Source organism: Rhodococcus sp. 008 (assembly GCF_001682295.1).
Classification (GTDB): Bacteria; Actinomycetota; Actinomycetes; order Mycobacteriales; family Mycobacteriaceae; genus Rhodococcus_F; species Rhodococcus_F qingshengii.
This window is the reverse complement of sequence record NZ_CP012749.1, coordinates 583,942-599,436: the sequence shown is the minus strand read 5'-3', so window position 1 is coordinate 599,436 and position 15,495 is coordinate 583,942. Positions and strand designations below refer to the sequence as shown.

The 15,495-nt window shown below is 62.7% G+C and carries 13 protein-coding genes and 1 tRNA gene; 6 read left to right on the top strand and 8 right to left on the bottom strand.

What is annotated here, in order from left to right:
- Positions 1–35 precede the first annotated feature (35 nt).
- The gene (locus tag AOT96_RS02740) at positions 36–2,372 is read right to left on the bottom strand and encodes an arylsulfatase (RefSeq protein WP_065351264.1); all 2,337 of its coding nucleotides are present in this window, start codon (positions 2,370–2,372) and stop codon (positions 36–38) included.
- A gap of 205 nt (positions 2,373–2,577) precedes the next feature.
- Here AOT96_RS02740 and AOT96_RS02735 point away from each other — a divergent pair, with 205 nt between their 5' ends.
- Positions 2,578–3,246: a TetR family transcriptional regulator gene (locus AOT96_RS02735; protein ID WP_030534932.1), complete on the top strand. Its 669-nt coding sequence runs from the start codon at positions 2,578–2,580 to the stop codon at positions 3,244–3,246.
- Between the two features lie 35 nt (positions 3,247–3,281).
- Positions 3,282–4,199: a TauD/TfdA dioxygenase family protein gene (locus tag AOT96_RS02730; protein ID WP_050654720.1), complete on the top strand. Its 918-nt coding sequence runs from the start codon at positions 3,282–3,284 to the stop codon at positions 4,197–4,199.
- A gap of 1 nt (position 4,200) precedes the next feature.
- Here AOT96_RS02730 and AOT96_RS02725 read toward each other — a convergent pair whose 3' ends face one another.
- Both AOT96_RS02725 and AOT96_RS02720 read right to left on the bottom strand, forming a co-directional pair.
- Entirely contained in the window at positions 4,201–5,163 is a 963-nt protein-coding gene (locus tag AOT96_RS02725) for a formylglycine-generating enzyme family protein (RefSeq protein WP_050654677.1), read from the bottom strand.
- A 49-nt stretch (positions 5,164–5,212) separates the two neighbouring features.
- Positions 5,213–5,288 (bottom strand) — tRNA-Arg (locus tag AOT96_RS02720).
- A gap of 242 nt (positions 5,289–5,530) precedes the next feature.
- Between AOT96_RS02720 and AOT96_RS02715 the strand changes: the two genes are divergently transcribed.
- Positions 5,531–6,910, top strand: coding sequence for an LLM class flavin-dependent oxidoreductase (locus AOT96_RS02715; protein ID WP_047272629.1), 1,380 nt, complete (start codon positions 5,531–5,533; stop codon positions 6,908–6,910).
- 9 nt (positions 6,911–6,919) lie between these two features.
- Here AOT96_RS02715 and AOT96_RS02710 read toward each other — a convergent pair whose 3' ends face one another.
- The 5 genes from AOT96_RS02710 to AOT96_RS02690 form a co-directional block, all read right to left on the bottom strand.
- The gene (locus AOT96_RS02710; RefSeq protein ID WP_003940366.1) at positions 6,920–7,918 is read right to left on the bottom strand and encodes a winged helix-turn-helix transcriptional regulator; all 999 of its coding nucleotides are present in this window, start codon (positions 7,916–7,918) and stop codon (positions 6,920–6,922) included.
- Positions 7,919–7,999: 81 nt separating this feature from the next.
- Positions 8,000–8,866, bottom strand: a complete 867-nt coding sequence (locus tag AOT96_RS02705; RefSeq protein ID WP_065351263.1) for an acyl-CoA thioesterase — start codon at positions 8,864–8,866, stop codon at positions 8,000–8,002.
- Positions 8,863–9,687 (bottom strand): DUF1295 domain-containing protein, encoded by an 825-nt coding sequence (locus AOT96_RS02700; RefSeq protein WP_042451087.1) that lies wholly within the window; start codon positions 9,685–9,687, stop codon positions 8,863–8,865. The genes AOT96_RS02705 and AOT96_RS02700 overlap by 4 nt, the downstream gene beginning before the upstream one ends.
- Positions 9,684–10,607, bottom strand: coding sequence for an SDR family NAD(P)-dependent oxidoreductase (locus AOT96_RS02695; RefSeq protein ID WP_065351262.1), 924 nt, complete (start codon positions 10,605–10,607; stop codon positions 9,684–9,686). The genes AOT96_RS02700 and AOT96_RS02695 overlap by 4 nt, the downstream gene beginning before the upstream one ends.
- A complete protein-coding gene (locus tag AOT96_RS02690; protein ID WP_030534917.1) occupies positions 10,604–11,815 on the bottom strand; it encodes an acetyl-CoA C-acyltransferase in 1,212 nt (403 codons plus the stop codon). Before AOT96_RS02690 ends, AOT96_RS02695 begins: the two co-directional genes overlap by 4 nt.
- 123 nt (positions 11,816–11,938) lie before the next feature.
- Here AOT96_RS02690 and AOT96_RS02685 point away from each other — a divergent pair, with 123 nt between their 5' ends.
- From AOT96_RS02685 to AOT96_RS02675, 3 genes are read left to right on the top strand one after another with little or no spacing between them, the layout of a single operon-like run.
- A complete protein-coding gene (locus tag AOT96_RS02685; protein WP_030534916.1) occupies positions 11,939–13,171 on the top strand; it encodes an acetyl-CoA acetyltransferase in 1,233 nt (410 codons plus the stop codon).
- Between the two features lie 48 nt (positions 13,172–13,219).
- Complete coding sequence (locus tag AOT96_RS02680) at positions 13,220–14,737, top strand: carotenoid oxygenase family protein (protein ID WP_065351261.1); 1,518 nt, start codon at positions 13,220–13,222, stop codon at positions 14,735–14,737.
- The gene (locus AOT96_RS02675) at positions 14,734–15,465 is read left to right on the top strand and encodes a hypothetical protein (protein WP_021345221.1); all 732 of its coding nucleotides are present in this window, start codon (positions 14,734–14,736) and stop codon (positions 15,463–15,465) included. The genes AOT96_RS02680 and AOT96_RS02675 overlap by 4 nt, the downstream gene beginning before the upstream one ends.
- Positions 15,466–15,495: the final 30 nt, after the last annotated feature.

Sequence of the window (15,495 nt, the reverse complement as noted above, 5' to 3'; positions counted from 1 at the left end):
CGCGGCTGCACAATCGGCGAGCGTCGCCTGGTCGATCAGTGCACGGCGAGTGAGATTTTCTCCCGTTCCTCTGCGGACACCACATCTCGGGTGGATCGTAAGTCGACGGTCACGCTGTGGAGTTTGCCGCCGTAGCGGAACGTGCCCTTGTCCGCGAACTCTTCCGCGACCGGGCTTCCCCGGTTGATGCCGACGTCGAGCTGTTCGTTCATGCTGAAGATCGCCCGAGTGGTCTTCTCGATCCGGCCTTCGGAGACCACCTCGTCGTCGACGCTCAGGGTTGCGGTTCCACCCTTGCCGATTCCGCCGCCGTCGTACTCGAAGTGGACGGACACCTCGCGTGCATTGGGTGCCAGCGGGTTGCGCCCACGCACGAAGGTCCGACCACCGCCGCTGAAGTTGTAGCAGTAGACGGGGACGGAATCGAGTATGTACAAAGCGAATCCGCCGAACCGGCCACCGAGGCTGACCAGCATGCCGTCGGCGACGCTACCCAGACTTGCGGTCAGCGTGTACGAGCGGTTGAAGAACGTCGGCGCGGCTTTCTCGACCAGACCGTTCATGTGTGGGTACAGCGTGAGGGTCTTGCGGCCCATCATCGGATGCGGGGGTCGTGATTCCGCGGTGGCGTGGCGACCGACCGTTCTGTCGTCCAGCGGCAGCACCTGATATTTGGCCGCCTCGACGAGGAACTTTTCCTTGAGCCGGGCGAGGATCTCGGGATGCTCGTCCGCGAGATCGCGGGCCTGCGACCAGTCGACCGAGGTGTCGTACAGCTCCCAACGGTCCTCGCTCATCGGTGTGAGCTCGAGGCCGTGAGTGGCCATCAGCCAGGGTGCGCGGTGGGCCGTGACTGCGGTCCAACCGTGATCGTAGATTCCGCGGTTGCCGAAGATCTCGAAATACTGTGTGGTGTGGCGCTCTTCGGCGTCGGGCTCGGCGAAGGTGTAGTTCATCGCCACGCCTTCCATCGGTTTCTGGGTGACCCCGTCGACGCTGGTCGGTGCCGGAATGCCGGCAGCTTCCAGGATTGTCGGCGTGATGTCGACGCAGTGATGCCACTGCTCCCTGATTCCTGGCTTGTCGATCCCCTTGGGCCAGTGGGCGATCAGACCGTTTCGGGTACCGCCGTAGTGGGACGCAACCTGCTTGGCCCACTGGTAAGGGGTGTCGAGAGCCAGAGCCCACGACGCCGGATAGTGCGGGTAGCTGGTTTCGGTCCCCAATTCGTCGTAGCGCGCCAGTACGTCGGATGTCGCACTCTTGTAACCGTTGAGGCCGGCGAGGTAGTTGAACGAACCCTCCATTCCGCCTTCCGCGGAAGCGCCGTTGTCACCCATCATGTAGAGCACCAGAGTGTTGTCGAGTACACCCATGTCCTGCAACCGGTCGACGAGCCTGCCTACCTCGTCGTCGGTGTGCTCGAGAAACGCCGCGTACAACTCCATCAGACGGGCCGAGACCTTCTTCTGGTCGTCGTCGAGTTCGTCCCAGTGTGGGAGCCCCGGAGCCCACGGGGCCAATTCGGTGTCAGGAGCGACGACGCCCAGTTCCTTCTGCTTTTGGAGGGTGATCTCGCGTTGGCGATCCCACCCGTGATCGAATTCGCCGACGTACTTGTTCAGGTATCGGTCCGGAACCTGGAGTGGAGCGTGGCACGCGCCGAAGGGGAGGTAGCAGAACCACGGCTTGTCGGGGTCCATCGTGTTGACGCCCTCGACCCATTCGATCGCGTGGTCGACGAGATCTTCGGACAGGTGGTAACCCTCCTGTGGTGTCTTGGGTAAGTCGACCATCGTGAAGTCCTCGTAGAGAACCGGGGTGAACTGGTCGGACTCGGCACCGAGGAAACCGTAGAACTTGTCGAAACCCTCACGGACCGGCCACCGATCGAACGGCCCGGCAGCGGTGGTCTCCCACGTCGGGGTCTGGTGCATCTTGCCGAAAGCACCTGTCGCATAGCCGTTTCCTTGCAGGACGCGTGCGACCGTGGCGGCAGAGGCGGGGCGGGTCCCGTTGTATCCCGGTGCCGCGTTGGCCATTTCGGAGATGACACCCATACCGACACTGTGGTGGTTCCGCCCGGTCAGTGTGGCGGCACGCGTCGGCGAGCACAGAGCCGTGGTGTGGAATCGGCTGTATTTCACGCCGGTTTCGGCCAAACGCTCGGCGGTGGGGGTGCGGCACGGGCCACCGAACGCGGAGGGTGCGCCGAATCCGACGTCGTCGATCATGATCAGCAGCATGTTCGGGGCCCCGACCGGCGGGCGAAGCGGTTCCGGGCGGGTGTACGGGGGATTCTGATCGGGGTAGTACACGGCGGCCGCGACGTTCGGCGTCTCGGGAATGATCGGAATGGAATGGCGATTCACCAGCAGGCTCCTTGGCGTGTGCAAAACCGGGCGGATTAAGCTGTCGTCTTAATCTGGAGCGTATCGATCGGAATTCAGTTGGCGGCGTATGTCTCGTTGACTGGGACAACTACCCTCGTGAGTGGTTAAGGAGTCCCTGCACTCCCTAACCGCGCACAGGGGATGGGGCTTGCGGAATTAAGACAGTGACTTATATGGTCGGTGTATGCCCGCCTCGTTGGATGCCAAGAACGCCATGATCGCCGTCGCCGAGCGGATGTTCGCCGAGCAAGGTATTCACGAAGTGTCCATGCGGGACGTGGCGACTGCGGCCGGGCAGCGCAACAACTCTGCAGTTCAGTATCACTTCGGTGGGCGAGACGGTCTGGTGCTGGCCGTATTCCGGCATCGGATGGATCAGATCAACGCAGCGCGACTGACGTATCTCGACGACATCGACGCCAGTGGGCGGACCGACTTGGTCCGTGCTTTGGTCGAAGCCTTTCTGTACCCGCTGGCAGATTTTCTGGCGACGGTCGACGGTTCCAACTATGCGAGGTTCATTGCCCGAATCTCACCGTCGGTGGATACGCAGAGTGCTGAGTTCCGCGAGGTCAGCGAGGGGATCAACGAAGTTGTCGTCAGGTTGACGCGGGCGTTGCCGCATCTATCTCGCCGCGTCGCGGTCGAACGGATCGATCTGACGTTCAACATGAGCGTCTCCGCTCTGGCAATCTTCGAGCAGCGCCGCGAAGACGAAAACCCGGTTGTGCAGGCAGATTTCGATACGACAGTGGATCATCTGGTCGATCTCGCGGTAGGAGCACTGACCGCGCCCCAAAGCGCACACAAACGCACACGAGCAAAGCGGGTGCACGCGTCGACTGACGTGTGACCCCGCGACACGACACGACAGGACGGAGTCATTCGATGGCTACCCTTACATCCTCACGAACAGTCCAAATCGGCAATCACACAATCGAATTCGGACCACGCGGAATGAGGCGAAACCCGGAAGGCGTTGAATCGAGGCCGTACGAGCGGTTCACTCTGACACCCGTCACACCATTCATCGGTGCCGAGATCAGCGATATCGACTTGCGTGACCCGTCGGAGGAGCAGATCGAGGACGTGCGTCGGGCCCTCCTCGAATGGAAGGTCGTGTTCTTTCGGGACCAGCCGATTTCGAGCGTGAATCATCGTGACTTCGCGGCCCATTGGGGTGAACTCGAGGTTCATCCACTTCTCCCGCAGGGAGAGGTCCCGGCAGTCGTCAGATTCGAACGCGGAGAGGACAGTCCAGGAACCGAGAACATCTGGCACGTCGACGTCACCTGGACGAAGACGCCGCCGCTCGGTTCAGTACTTCGGGCGATCGACGTACCGCCTGCCGGTGGTGACACGCTCTGGGCTGATATGGGTAACGCCTTCGACTGCCTCCCCGACGAGATCAAGGACTTGATCGACGGCAAGGACGCCATCCACGATTTCGTGCCGTCCTTCGGACGCGGCATGAGCCCGGAGAAGTTGGAACAGATGAAGGAGCAGTACCCGCCGGTTCTGCACCCGATGGTGCGTAAGCATCCGGAGACCGGGCGTAAGACTCTGTTCGTCAACAGCCTTTTCACCACCCACATTCCGGACATGGATCCTGTCGAAGGCAACGATCTGCTCAACCTGCTGTTCGCGCAGGTCAAGGTCCCGGACTTTCAGTGCCGCTTCAAGTGGGCGCCGAATTCCATTGCCTTCTGGGACAACCGGGCTACCCAGCACTACGCAGCGAGTGATTACTTCCCTCATCGCCGCGTCATGGAGCGGGTGGCCATCCTGGGGGACGTGCCCTTCTGATCTACTCCTGCGGAATGCGGATGATGCACCGGAAGCCGACGTGGCAGGTCGAGGACTCCTCGGATTCGCCCTGCCGCGCGGCGGGGCGGTAGCGCAAGCAGTAGTTCGGTGCACACAGATGTGAGCCGCCTTTGATCACCCGTCGTGCGTAGGGTTCGCCCACCAACGCCTCCGTGGCGAACTCCGCTCGGGGATTACGAGGAATGCAGCACGACGAGGCCGGCGCGACGTTCTTGGAACTGCGGGCGTGGTCCGATGTGTAGTGATCGGCCGTCCATTCCCACACGTTCCCGGCCATGTCGAACAGTCCGTAGCCGTTGGGCCGGAACTTTCCGACCGGAGCGGTGCGCTCGTAACCGTCCTCGAGCAGATTCTCCCAGGGGAACTGGCCCTGCCACACGTTGCCACCGGGCCGCCCGCCCGGAGAGTCGTGATCGCCCCACACGTACGCCTGGCGATCGAGTCCACCGCGGGCGGCAAACTCCCACTCGGCCTCGGTCGGGAGTTCCTTGCCGGCCCACGCGGCGTAGGCCTGGGCGTCGAAGTACGACACGTGGGTGACGGGGTGCCGTTCACGTCCCCCGACGTTGCTGTGGGCGCCCTCGGGATGGCGCCAATCGGCGCCGGGAGTGAACGACCACCACTGGGTGTAGTCGTCAAGTGAAACCGGGCCGGGTGGCGAAGTGAAGACCAACGATCCCGGGACGAGGAGGGCTGGATCGGCGTCGGGATAGTCGGCGGCATCCGGGGCGATTTCAGCAGTGGTGACGTGGCCGGTTGCCTTCACGAAGCGTCGGAACTCGGCGACCGTCACCGCCGTCGTGTCCATCCAGAATCCGTCGACGGTGACCTGGTGAACTGGGCGTTCTTCCGGATAGAAATCTTCGGAGCCCATCCAGTACGTCCCACCCGGGATCAAAGACATGTTCTTCGGGGGAGTAGCCGTGGAGTGAGGCGTCGTCATGAATTCAAGAATGGCACGTTGGTCGCGCCGATGTGGGGAGAGTCCCACCTGGTGCCCTCGGCAGGATTCGAACCTGCGACCCTTCCTTTAGGAGAGGAATGCTCTATCCCCTGAGCTACGAGGGCGGGGAGCGTACCGACAAGCGCTGAAAACCCTGTGCTGCCGGGGTTTTCGCTTCCCGATACTGCTGTTGCGTCCGCTCGACCTGTCGGCACGAAGCCTCGGGCGTCACAGCTGCGCTAGTCAGTGTAGCGGCCCGCCGACGAGGTCGCGAAGTCGACGGTATCGCCGGGTGCAAGCAGGAGCCGAACCGATCGCACTGATCGCAATGGTGTTCACCGCGGAGCAGGCACGGCATCGTGCGGGAATGACCCGCAGAATCCGCTTCAACGCCTTTGCCATGAACTGCGTCGCCCACCAATCACCAGGTCTGTGGCGCCACCCGGAGGACCAGTCGTCCAGGTACACGGATCTGAGGTACTGGACGGAATTGGCGAAGCTCCTCGAGCGTGGACGATTCGACGGGCTGTTCCTGGCCGACGTGTTGGGAACGTACGACGTGTACGGCGGCAATCACGACGCAGCGCTGCGGCAGGGCGCGCAGGTACCGGTCTCGGACCCGCTACTGCTGGCGTCGGCGATGGCTGCCGTGACCGAGCACTTGGGCTTCGGGATCACCGCAGGTACAGCTTTCGAGCATCCCTACCCGTTCGCTCGGCGCTTGAGCACCCTCGACCACCTGACGAACGGGCGAATCGGGTGGAACGTGGTCACCGGATACCTCCCCTCGGCCGCACGGAACATGGGCGAGGACGACCAACTCCAGCACGACGATCGCTACGACCACGCGGACGAGTACCTCGAAGTTCTCTACAAGTTGTGGGAAACGTCGTGGGAAGACGACGCGGTGGTGCGTGACAGAACCACCGGGGTCTACACAGACCCCGCCAAGGTTCATCCGATCGAGCACGAAGGCAAGCACTTCACCGTTCCGGGCATCCACATCTCCGAACCTTCTCCGCAGCGGACGCCGGTCATCTTCCAGGCCGGCGCGTCGCCTCGCGGGGTTCGGTTCGCCGCCGAGAATGCCGAAGCAATTTTTGTCGGTGCACCGACAAAGGCGATTCTCAAAGACACCGTTGCCCGAATCCGAAACGAACTGACGAAGGTCGGGCGAGATCCGTACTCGGCCCGCATCTACACACTGTTGACGATCATCACCGACCGAACCCCTGAGTTGGCCCAGGCGAAGCTCGAGGACTACCGCAGCTACGCGAGTAGTGAAGGCGCGCTCGTTTTCACCTCGGGGTGGATGGGAATCGACCTCTCCGGATACCGAGCGGACGAACCGATCGGGAACGTCGAGAGCAATGCCATTCAATCCGCGGTCGCATCGTTTCGTCAGGCCGACGAGAAAGGTGGCGAATGGACGGTGGGGGACATCGCGGAGTGGGCGGGCATCGGCGGGCTCGGCCCGATCGTTGTCGGTTCCGGCGCGGAGGTCGCCGACGAATTGCAGGAGTGGGTGTCCGAGACCGACGTCGACGGTTTCAATCTCGCGTACGCGGTGACTCCCGGAACCTTCGAAGACATTGTGGAGCATGTGATTCCGGAGCTGACCAAACGAGGTGCCTACCAGAGCGACTACGACGAGGGAACGCTGCGCAACAAACTGTTCGGGCGAGGGGACAGGCTGCCGCTCGAACACCGAGGCCGGAGCTTCGACCGGATCCGCACTGCCGGCTGAGCGGGGACCTCAGGACCAGCCGGACCCGGGTACGTGAACCGAGGTGGTGAGGTCGACGGCCTCGATGTCCGAAGACCTCAACTCTTCACCACACACACTGCAACCCAAGCGCGCTTCGAACCGTTTACCGCAGGCCTTGTGATGGAGAACGATGTCCGGGCCGTCCGCGGATCTGAACCAACGCTGACCCCAGGAGATCATGCACATCACCACGGGGAAATACGCCGTGCCCTTGGCGGTGAGTCGATACTCCGACCACTGTGGGCGATCCGGAAGCGGACGCGTTTCCATTACACCGATCTCGGTGAGGTGCTTCAAGCGATCCGCGACTATCGCCGGTGGTGCACCGGTGATCTCGGCGAACTCTCCGTAGCGGCGAGCGCCTCGGAAAGCTGCACCGATGATCGCCGCTGACCAGCGATTGCCGACAAGTTCCATCGTGTGAGCCAGAATCTCCGGACGGCGTTCGGACTTGGTGGAGCGTCGCCGCGATGTTGCTTCCGGGACACTGCGTGAGAAGTCCCCACTCGGACCCATTTGGGAGTCCAGGGATCGTACGTCCACGTCCTCGCCGCACTCCTTGCAGCGCAGGATCGGGGTGAAGTCGTTTCCGCAGGTGCTGTGCCGCAGTGGTGGAAGCGGCTGGGTTTCATTGGGCGCCCACTGCTTCTCCCACGACCACATGGTGATGAGGACGGGCCAGATCGACTGCCCTTTGCGGGTGACCGAGTATTCGTGCCTGGGCGGGTTCTGCTGATACTCACGACGCTCGAGCATTCCGCCGGCCGTCAGGACCGCCAACCGTGAGGACAATACGGAGTTGGAGATTCCCCCGAGGGCGAGCCAGTCGTTGTATCGCCGCGACCCCAACAGGGCGAATCGCAGAATCCAGAGGTTCCACTCGTCCCCCAACAACCCGAGCGTGACGGCCAGTGCGTTCGGACCGCCGGCAGGCAACTCGGTGACGCCCGCCGACGCGGTGGGTGTCGAAGATCCGGCTGCATTCACTCGTACCACCCCGAAATCATAGGCCGCGCACCCTGCGGCACCGCGAGACCGTACCGAATGGTCTGCAGAAAGAGTCGGGAATCACTCGGTGCGGGCAATGAGTAACGCTTCCTGAGTGATCTGGCAGATCTGGAGTCCGGATCGATCGAAGACCGCCGCATTCACTACTGCTCTGCCGGTGTGAGCTGTGGGGGTCGAGTGCTCGAAGAGCAGCCACTCGTCCGCCCGCACAGGGCGTTGAAACCACATCGTGTGATCGAGGGACACACCAGTCCAGTCCGTGTCGAGCGAGTGCTCCTGCCCGATGTCGTAGCCGTGCGGAGTCAGCGCGGTTGCCATCAGCATCAGATCACTGGCATAGGCGAGAGCAGCCACGTGAATCAGTGGATCGTCGCTCAGCCGCTGAGCCGAACGCATCCAGATGTTGCGCGGAGGCGCCGCCGAATGCGTCGTGGGGGACTGCGAATCGATGGGGGACACACGAATCTCGATGGCGGAGAACTCCTCCCACACCTCTCCCAACCCACCGTCTGCCTCGGCCAACTCCTGCAACGTCACGCACTCAGCGGGCGGGAGTGCGGTAGGTACTGCGCGACTGTGAGTGATGCCCTCGTCGATCGAGGAGGCAGAGACCGTCGAACGGCAGACGAGTCGTCCGTCCTGGTGGACGTCGACGCCTCTGGTGGACAGGCGTTTTCCGTCCCGAAGGCGATCTACCGAGAACTCGGTCGCGCGATTCGTCGACCCCGGGCGAAGGAAGTGGGTGTGGACGGAACTGATCGCTTTGCCGTCGGTAACCGTGTGCCCGGCTGCGAGAATCGACTGGGCTACCAGTTGGCCGCCGAACAGCTGAGGCAGCCGAACACCGTCGTTCGACCCTTGCCACCGGTCCGGGCCGGTCGATTCCAGATCGAAGACGTCGGCGAGACCACTCGTGGGGGCGCTCACGACGCGTGGTTTCGTGCCGGACGGGGTGGACGAGGTAAGAATCCGCTGGTCCGGGCGACGTAGTCGTCGTAGGCCTGCCCCTTGCTCTTGCGCATGCCGCGTTCGAGAAGGGCCTTACCGCTGTAGCTCACCAGCAGTTTGATCATGACGATCGGAGAGACGATCGTGATCAGCGCCAATGGATCACCAAGCGCGAGGATGAACAGTCCGACCCAGACGCATGCATCACCGAAGTAGTTGGGATGGCGGGTCCAGGCCCAGAGCCCACGGTCCATCACCTTCCCGGCATTGGCCGGATCAGCTTTGAAGCGGGAAAGTTGGTAGTCTCCAACCGATTCGAAGACGAAGCCGACGGTCCAGACCGCGATGCCGATCGCGCCGAGGACTCCGAGGGCGCGAAACTCGTACATCGCGAACTGGACGGGCAGCGACACCACGAGAATGAGAACGCCCTGGAGGCCGTAGATTTTGCGAATCAGGAACGGAACCAGCGGTCCCTGTTGATGTTTGAGCAGGGCAGTGTAGCGCTTGTCCTGCCCGTGCCCACGGTTTCGGAAGCCGATGTAGAGGCCGAGTCGCATTCCCCACACCACGGTCAGAGCCAGCACGACGAGGCGACGCAGATCGTTGCCGTCCGACCCGATGGACGTCAGGTACGAGACGACGGCGACGACGGCGAAGCCAGGCCCCCAGCAGATGTCGATGATCGAGTGATTGTTCATCCGGATGGCGACGGCCATCACGACTGCGATGAAGACGAGGACGGCGAGTGCGCTCACACCGAAGTTCAGTGCAAGATCGCCCAGTGGGATGTCGGTCATGCGCGCGCTTTCCGATTGTGGTGGTCGAGCAGTTCGGAAGCGAAGTCCGCGAAGGCTTCCTGTGCGCTCGGATAGGTGTGAGGAGCGCCGAGTCGGCTGGTCACGAGTAGCGCGTCGAGCGCTTTGGCATCGAGTTCTGTGGTGGTGGGCAAGAATTCGGTCGAGCCCTCGACGGCGTCTGCCGAACGCACCCCGTTGCCTGCCGTGACGATCACCTGCCCGTTGGTCGTGGACTCGGGATCGACGAGGGCGGTGACCACCGGGGCTACCAGGTCGGCCCCCATGATGTCGATGAATCGTGGAGCCATTCCGGATTCGGTCATCTGCGTAGTGGCATAGGGCAGTACGACATTGGTGAACACATTGCGACTCGCTCCTTCGCCGGCTGCGGTGCGTCCCAATGCGATGACGGCACCCTTGCTGGCGGCGTAGGCGGACACGGTGGGTTCTCCGTGCAGTCCTGCGGTCGAGGCAATCATCACGATGCGCCCGAATCCGGCTTCGCGCATCACTCGGGAGGCTTCGGCGGCGACCAGTGCGGTTCCGACGACGTTTGTCGTGATGACGGTGCTGAGGTTCTCGGCGGTGGTGCGATGAAGCATCTGTGGACCGCTGACCGCGGCGCTGGTGATGCAGAAGTCGAGTCGTCCGAACCGAGTGAGAGCGTCGTCCACCAACTTTCGGCCGACCTCGGGGTCGGTGACGTCGTCGTGGTTGGCGACGGCCTGTCCACCGGCTTCGAGGATTTCGTCGACAACCTGATCTGCAGGGCCTCGGCCGCTCGAATCGAGTGTGCGATTTCGATTGTTGACGATCACCGTGACCCCTCGGCTCGCGAGATGCAGTGCGACGGCACGGCCGAGGCCCTTACCCCCTCCCGTGACGACGGCAACGCGGACGGAGAGTGAACTGACGGTCATGAGGCGATCCGTTCGACGAGCACCGCGACTCCGACACCGGCGGCGCCGCTGACCGCGGCCACACCGTAGCGTCCGTCGCTCCGTACCAGTTCGTCGACACATGCGCCGACGAGAATTGCTCCGGTGGCGCCGAATGCATGGCCCATCGCCATCGTGCCTCCGTTGGGGTTCATGCGGTCCGGCCCGGCGTCAAGATCGCGGCGGAACCGTAGGCAGAGTGCGGAGAACGCCTCTGCGAACTCGAACACGTCGATGTCCTGTGGACGAAGCCCGGCTCGCGCGATGACTGCCTCCACGGCGCTCTGGCCCGCAGTGAGCATGAGGACCGGATTCACCGAAGTCGAGGCGGATCCGATGATCCGTGCGCGAGGGGTCAAGCCGGCTCTCGCCGCGGCTTTCTCGGATCCGAGGAGTAGGAGCGCTGCGCCGTCGGCCATGGCGGGAGAGGATCCGACGGTGTGCAGGTGTTCGATCTTGCCGACCTCAGGGTAGGCGGCGAGCGCGAGTGCATCCTGACCGGCGGCGCCGAGCCCTTCGAAGGCCGGAGGCAGCGCGGCGAGTCCCTCTGCCGTCGTCTCTGCCCTGACCAGTTCGTCGTGCGCGATTCCGGCTTCACCATTTCTGCCGGGGACAGGCACAACGGACCGCTCGAATGCGCCGTTGCGCCAGGCCTCGGCAGCCTTGTGCTGGGTTTCGACGCCGTACGCATCCAACTCGTCGCGGGAGTACCCCTCGATCGTGGCATTCAAGTCGGCGGCAACACCCATATGGATGGAACCGATCTGCGCGATAGTTGCCGGATCGGTCCACAGCGGTCCGCGATCACTGAACATCGGAGTCCGGGAGACGCTTTCGACGCCACCGGCCACGACGAGGGACACGTCGTCGCCGCGAATGCGGGCCGCGCTCTGGCCAACTGCGTCGACGCCGGATGCGCAGAAACGGTTGAGGGTTGCGCCGGGGACGGAGTCGCCCCAACCGGCAAGGAGTGCGGCAGTTCTAGCGATGTTCGCGCCCTGCTCGTCCACCTGCGATGCGCAACCGAGAACGACGTCGTCGATCTGTTCTGCGGCGAGGTTCGTTCGACCCTGCAAAGCCTTGGCCAGGTGGACGACAAGATCGACTGGGCTGTGTTCGTGGAGGGCGCCTCGCGCCGATGCTCGACCGCGCGGCGTTCGCACGTAGTCGAGGACAAAAGCATCAGTCATTTTCAACCCTTCAATTAGTAGAGTTACTCTGCTAGTTGTAGTACGGTTGCGGTGAAATTACAACCGCCGTTGCGCGGGTATCTCGGTGACGTCACCGAGGCCGGATCGGCAAGGGGAGAGGTCATGACTGTTTCGAACATTTGGATTCTCGGCGGGTACCAATCCGACTTCGCACGGAACTTCACCCGTGAGGAACTCGATTTCGCGAACCTTGCCGAAGAGGTGGTGAACCACACCCTGGACGCGGCGAAGGTTCCTGCCACCGACATAGAGGTGATCCACGTCGGTAATGCCTTCGGGCAATTGTTTGCCGGCCAAGGTCAGCTGGGCGCGATGCCCGCCACCGTGCATCCAGACCTGTGGGGTGTGCCCTCGTCTCGGCACGAGGCGGCGTGCGCATCGGGCAGTATCGCTGTACTTGCAGCGATGGCAGACCTGCGCGCCGGCAACTACGACGTGGCTCTGGTGATGGGTATCGAACTGGAGAAGACGGTTCCGGGTGATGACGCGGCTGGCCATCTGGGCGCTGCAGCCTGGGTCGGACACGAAGGTCAGGAAGCAAAATTCATGTGGCCGTACATGTTCGACCGTGTGTCGAAGGAGTACGGGCGGCGTTACGGGATCGACGAATCTCACCTTCGCGCGATCTCGCAGATCAACTTCGCAAACGCGAAGAACAACCCCAACGCGCAGACACGCGGTTGGGCGGTGCCCGATCTACTCGGAAATGCGGGTGGTGACGACACCACCAATCCCGTTGTGGAAGGTGGTGTTCGACGATTCGATTGCAGTCAGGTGACCGACGGTGGCGCCGGGGTTGTGCTGGTGACGGACAAGTACCTCCGAGAGCATCCTGATGCCGCGGCGACTCCGCTGGCCCAGATCGCGGGCTGGGGTCACCGGACAGTTGGTTTAGGTCTCGAGCAGAAGCTGGCCCGCGACGCCGATAATCCCTACGTGATGCCACACGTTCGGGATGCGGTGATGGGTGCCTTCTCCCGGGCCGGAGTCGACCTGGCCGGGATAGACGGGATCGAAACACATGATTGTTTCACGGCGAGTGAGTATCTCGCGATCGACCACATCGGTCTGACCGCGCCCGGCGAGTCGTGGAAAGCCATCGAGAGTGGTGACATCGCCATGGGCGGCAAGCTACCGATCAACCCCAGCGGCGGTCTGATCGGCGGTGGTCATCCGGTGGGTGCCAGTGGTGTTCGAATGCTTCTCGACGCGGCCCATCAGGTGACGGGAACGGCCGGCGGTTTCCAAGTCGAGGGTGCGAGCCGCTTTGCGACGCTCAACTTCGGTGGAAGTACGGCCACCACCGTCAGTTTTGTCGTCGACGCAGTTTCCTGAAAGTGCAGCCCAACCCAGCCTTTCCCCATCAGTCGAAAAGAGAATTCCATGGACGTCGAAATCGTAGGCAAGTTGTTGTCCACCCTTCCCACCGATGACGATCACCCGTATCGCACCGGCCCGTGGCAACCCCAGACCACCGAGTTCAAAGCGGACAACCTCGAAGTCGTATTCGGTGAGGTTCCGAAAGACCTCGACGGTGTCTACCTGCGTAACACCGAGAATCCGCTCCATCCCTCGATGAAGGCGTATCACCCCTTCGACGGTGACGGCATGATTCACATCGTGGGCTTTCGCGACGGAGAGTCGTTCTACCGCAACCGATTCGTACGTACCGACGGCTTGGCGGCCGAGCAGGACGCCGGCGCTGCGTTGTGGGCCGGGCTTGCCGAGTCTCCCAAACTCAGTCGCCCCGAGGGCGGCAAGGGTGCGCGCACCCGGATGAAGGACGCGTCCAGCACCGACGTCGTCGTTCACCGGGGGACTGCTCTCACCAGCTTCTACCAGTGCGGAGATCTGTATCGTCTCGATCCGATGTCGGCGGAGACACTCGGCAAGGAAAGCTGGAACGGCAAGTTCCCCTTCGAATGGGGTGTGTCCGCGCATCCGAAGGTGGACGACAAGACCGGAGAAATGCTGTTCTTCAACTACAGCAAGGAAGCGCCGTACATGCACTACGGCGTCGTGGACTCGGCCAACGAGTTGGTCCACTACGTCGACGTCCCACTTCCCGGTCCGCGCTTGCCGCACGACATGGCCTTCACGGAGAACTACGCGATCCTCAACGACTGCCCCTTGTTCTGGGATCCGGTTCTGCTGGAGAAGGGCGCGCACGTCGCGAATTTCCATCCCGATATCCCGCTGCGTCTCGGAGTCGTCCCACGCCGCGGAAATACCTCTGACATCAAGTGGTTCGAAGCCGATCCGACCTATGTCCTGCACTTCGTGAACGCCTACGAAGAGGGCGACGAGATTGTTCTGGACGGTTTCTACCAGGGTGATCCGGAACCGTCGGACAACGGTATGGGCAATCAGTGGGAGCGCGCCTTCCGTTTCCTCGCTCTCGATCGTATGCAGACCCGGCTTCACCGCTGGCGTTTGAACCTGGTCACCGGAGCCACGCGTGAAGAGCAACTCAGTGACTCGATCACCGAATTCGGCATGATGAACGGGAATTTCGCGGGCGAGAAGTACCGATACGCCTATGCGGCTTCGGGTAAACCGTCGTGGTTCCTGTTCGACGGCTTGGTCAAACACGATCTGCTGACGGGCAACGAGGAACGATTCTCCTTCGGTGACGGTGTGTACGGCAGCGAGACTTCGATGGCGCCGCGCGTGGGTGGTACCGCCGAAGACGACGGCTATCTCATCACGTTGACCACTGACATGAACGAGGATGCGTCCTTCTGCTTGATCTTCGACGCTGCCCGCGTCGGAGACGGACCGTTGTGTAAACTTCGCCTTCCCGAACGAATTTCGAGTGGTACGCACTCGACGTGGGCTCCGGGTGCCGAGCTCCGACGCTGGCAGAGTGCCGACACCGCCGCCGAAGCGGTCGGACTGTGACGGGCACGCACGACGCGGGCACGTGGGAGATCCTGCGACAGGTGGTGATCGGTGCACGAGACGTGGACAAGACCGGTCACCAATTGCGCGAAGCATTGAATCTGGCACCAGGATTCGCGGATCCACTGCTCGAAGACATCGGTTTGGCCGACGAGACCTTGGCCGTCGGGCCGCAGGCATTTCTCGAGATCGTCGCGCCGCTCGACGAGAAGGTCTCGCTGGCGAGATGGATCCGCAAGGGCGGAGGGGAGGGCGGCTATGCACTCTCGATCCAGGTTTCGAACATCGAGCCCTATCTGGAACGTGCAGCTGCGGCCGATGTTCGGACGGTGGCAGATCTCGAGGCCTACGGTCACCGGATCGTCCAACTTCATCCCGGTGATCTCGGACTGCTCGTAGAACTCGACGAGATTCCCGACGCCGACGAGTGGTTCTGGGATGAGACGGAGAAGGAGGTTTCCCTCGATCCCTGGGTCGACGACATCCTCGGCGTCGACGTGTCCTCGCCCGATCCGGCCAGGACGGCGACGCTGTGGGCCGAAGTGTTCGGAAAGAAACCGGTCTCGGCGCAACCACTCTCGATCAGGCTGGGATCACGCGTCGTGTCGTTCGTTCCGGGGGAGCGGTCGATGCTCACTGCAATCGATCTGGCGGCGTCGAGCGGCGCGTCTGCCGTCGAGCCCGGGCTGAGTGTCGGCGGCGTGGAGTTCCGGATTCACCCACGCTGAGCGTGCTTCACATCGAACGACAGAATTCGG

Coding starts and splice junctions, on each gene's coding strand:
- AOT96_RS02735 (WP_030534932.1), top strand. CDS start 2,578: ATGCCCGCCTCGTTGGATGCCAAGAACGCCATGATCGCCGTCGCCGAG.
- AOT96_RS02730 (WP_050654720.1), top strand. CDS start 3,282: ATGGCTACCCTTACATCCTCACGAACAGTCCAAATCGGCAATCACACA.
- AOT96_RS02725 (WP_050654677.1), bottom strand. CDS start 5,163: ATGACGACGCCTCACTCCACGGCTACTCCCCCGAAGAACATGTCTTTG.
- AOT96_RS02715 (WP_047272629.1), top strand. CDS start 5,531: ATGACCCGCAGAATCCGCTTCAACGCCTTTGCCATGAACTGCGTCGCC.
- AOT96_RS02700 (WP_042451087.1), bottom strand. CDS start 9,687: ATGACCGACATCCCACTGGGCGATCTTGCACTGAACTTCGGTGTGAGC.
- AOT96_RS02695 (WP_065351262.1), bottom strand. CDS start 10,607: ATGACCGTCAGTTCACTCTCCGTCCGCGTTGCCGTCGTCACGGGAGGG.
- AOT96_RS02690 (WP_030534917.1), bottom strand. CDS start 11,815: ATGACTGATGCTTTTGTCCTCGACTACGTGCGAACGCCGCGCGGTCGA.
- AOT96_RS02685 (WP_030534916.1), top strand. CDS start 11,939: ATGACTGTTTCGAACATTTGGATTCTCGGCGGGTACCAATCCGACTTC.
- AOT96_RS02680 (WP_065351261.1), top strand. CDS start 13,220: ATGGACGTCGAAATCGTAGGCAAGTTGTTGTCCACCCTTCCCACCGAT.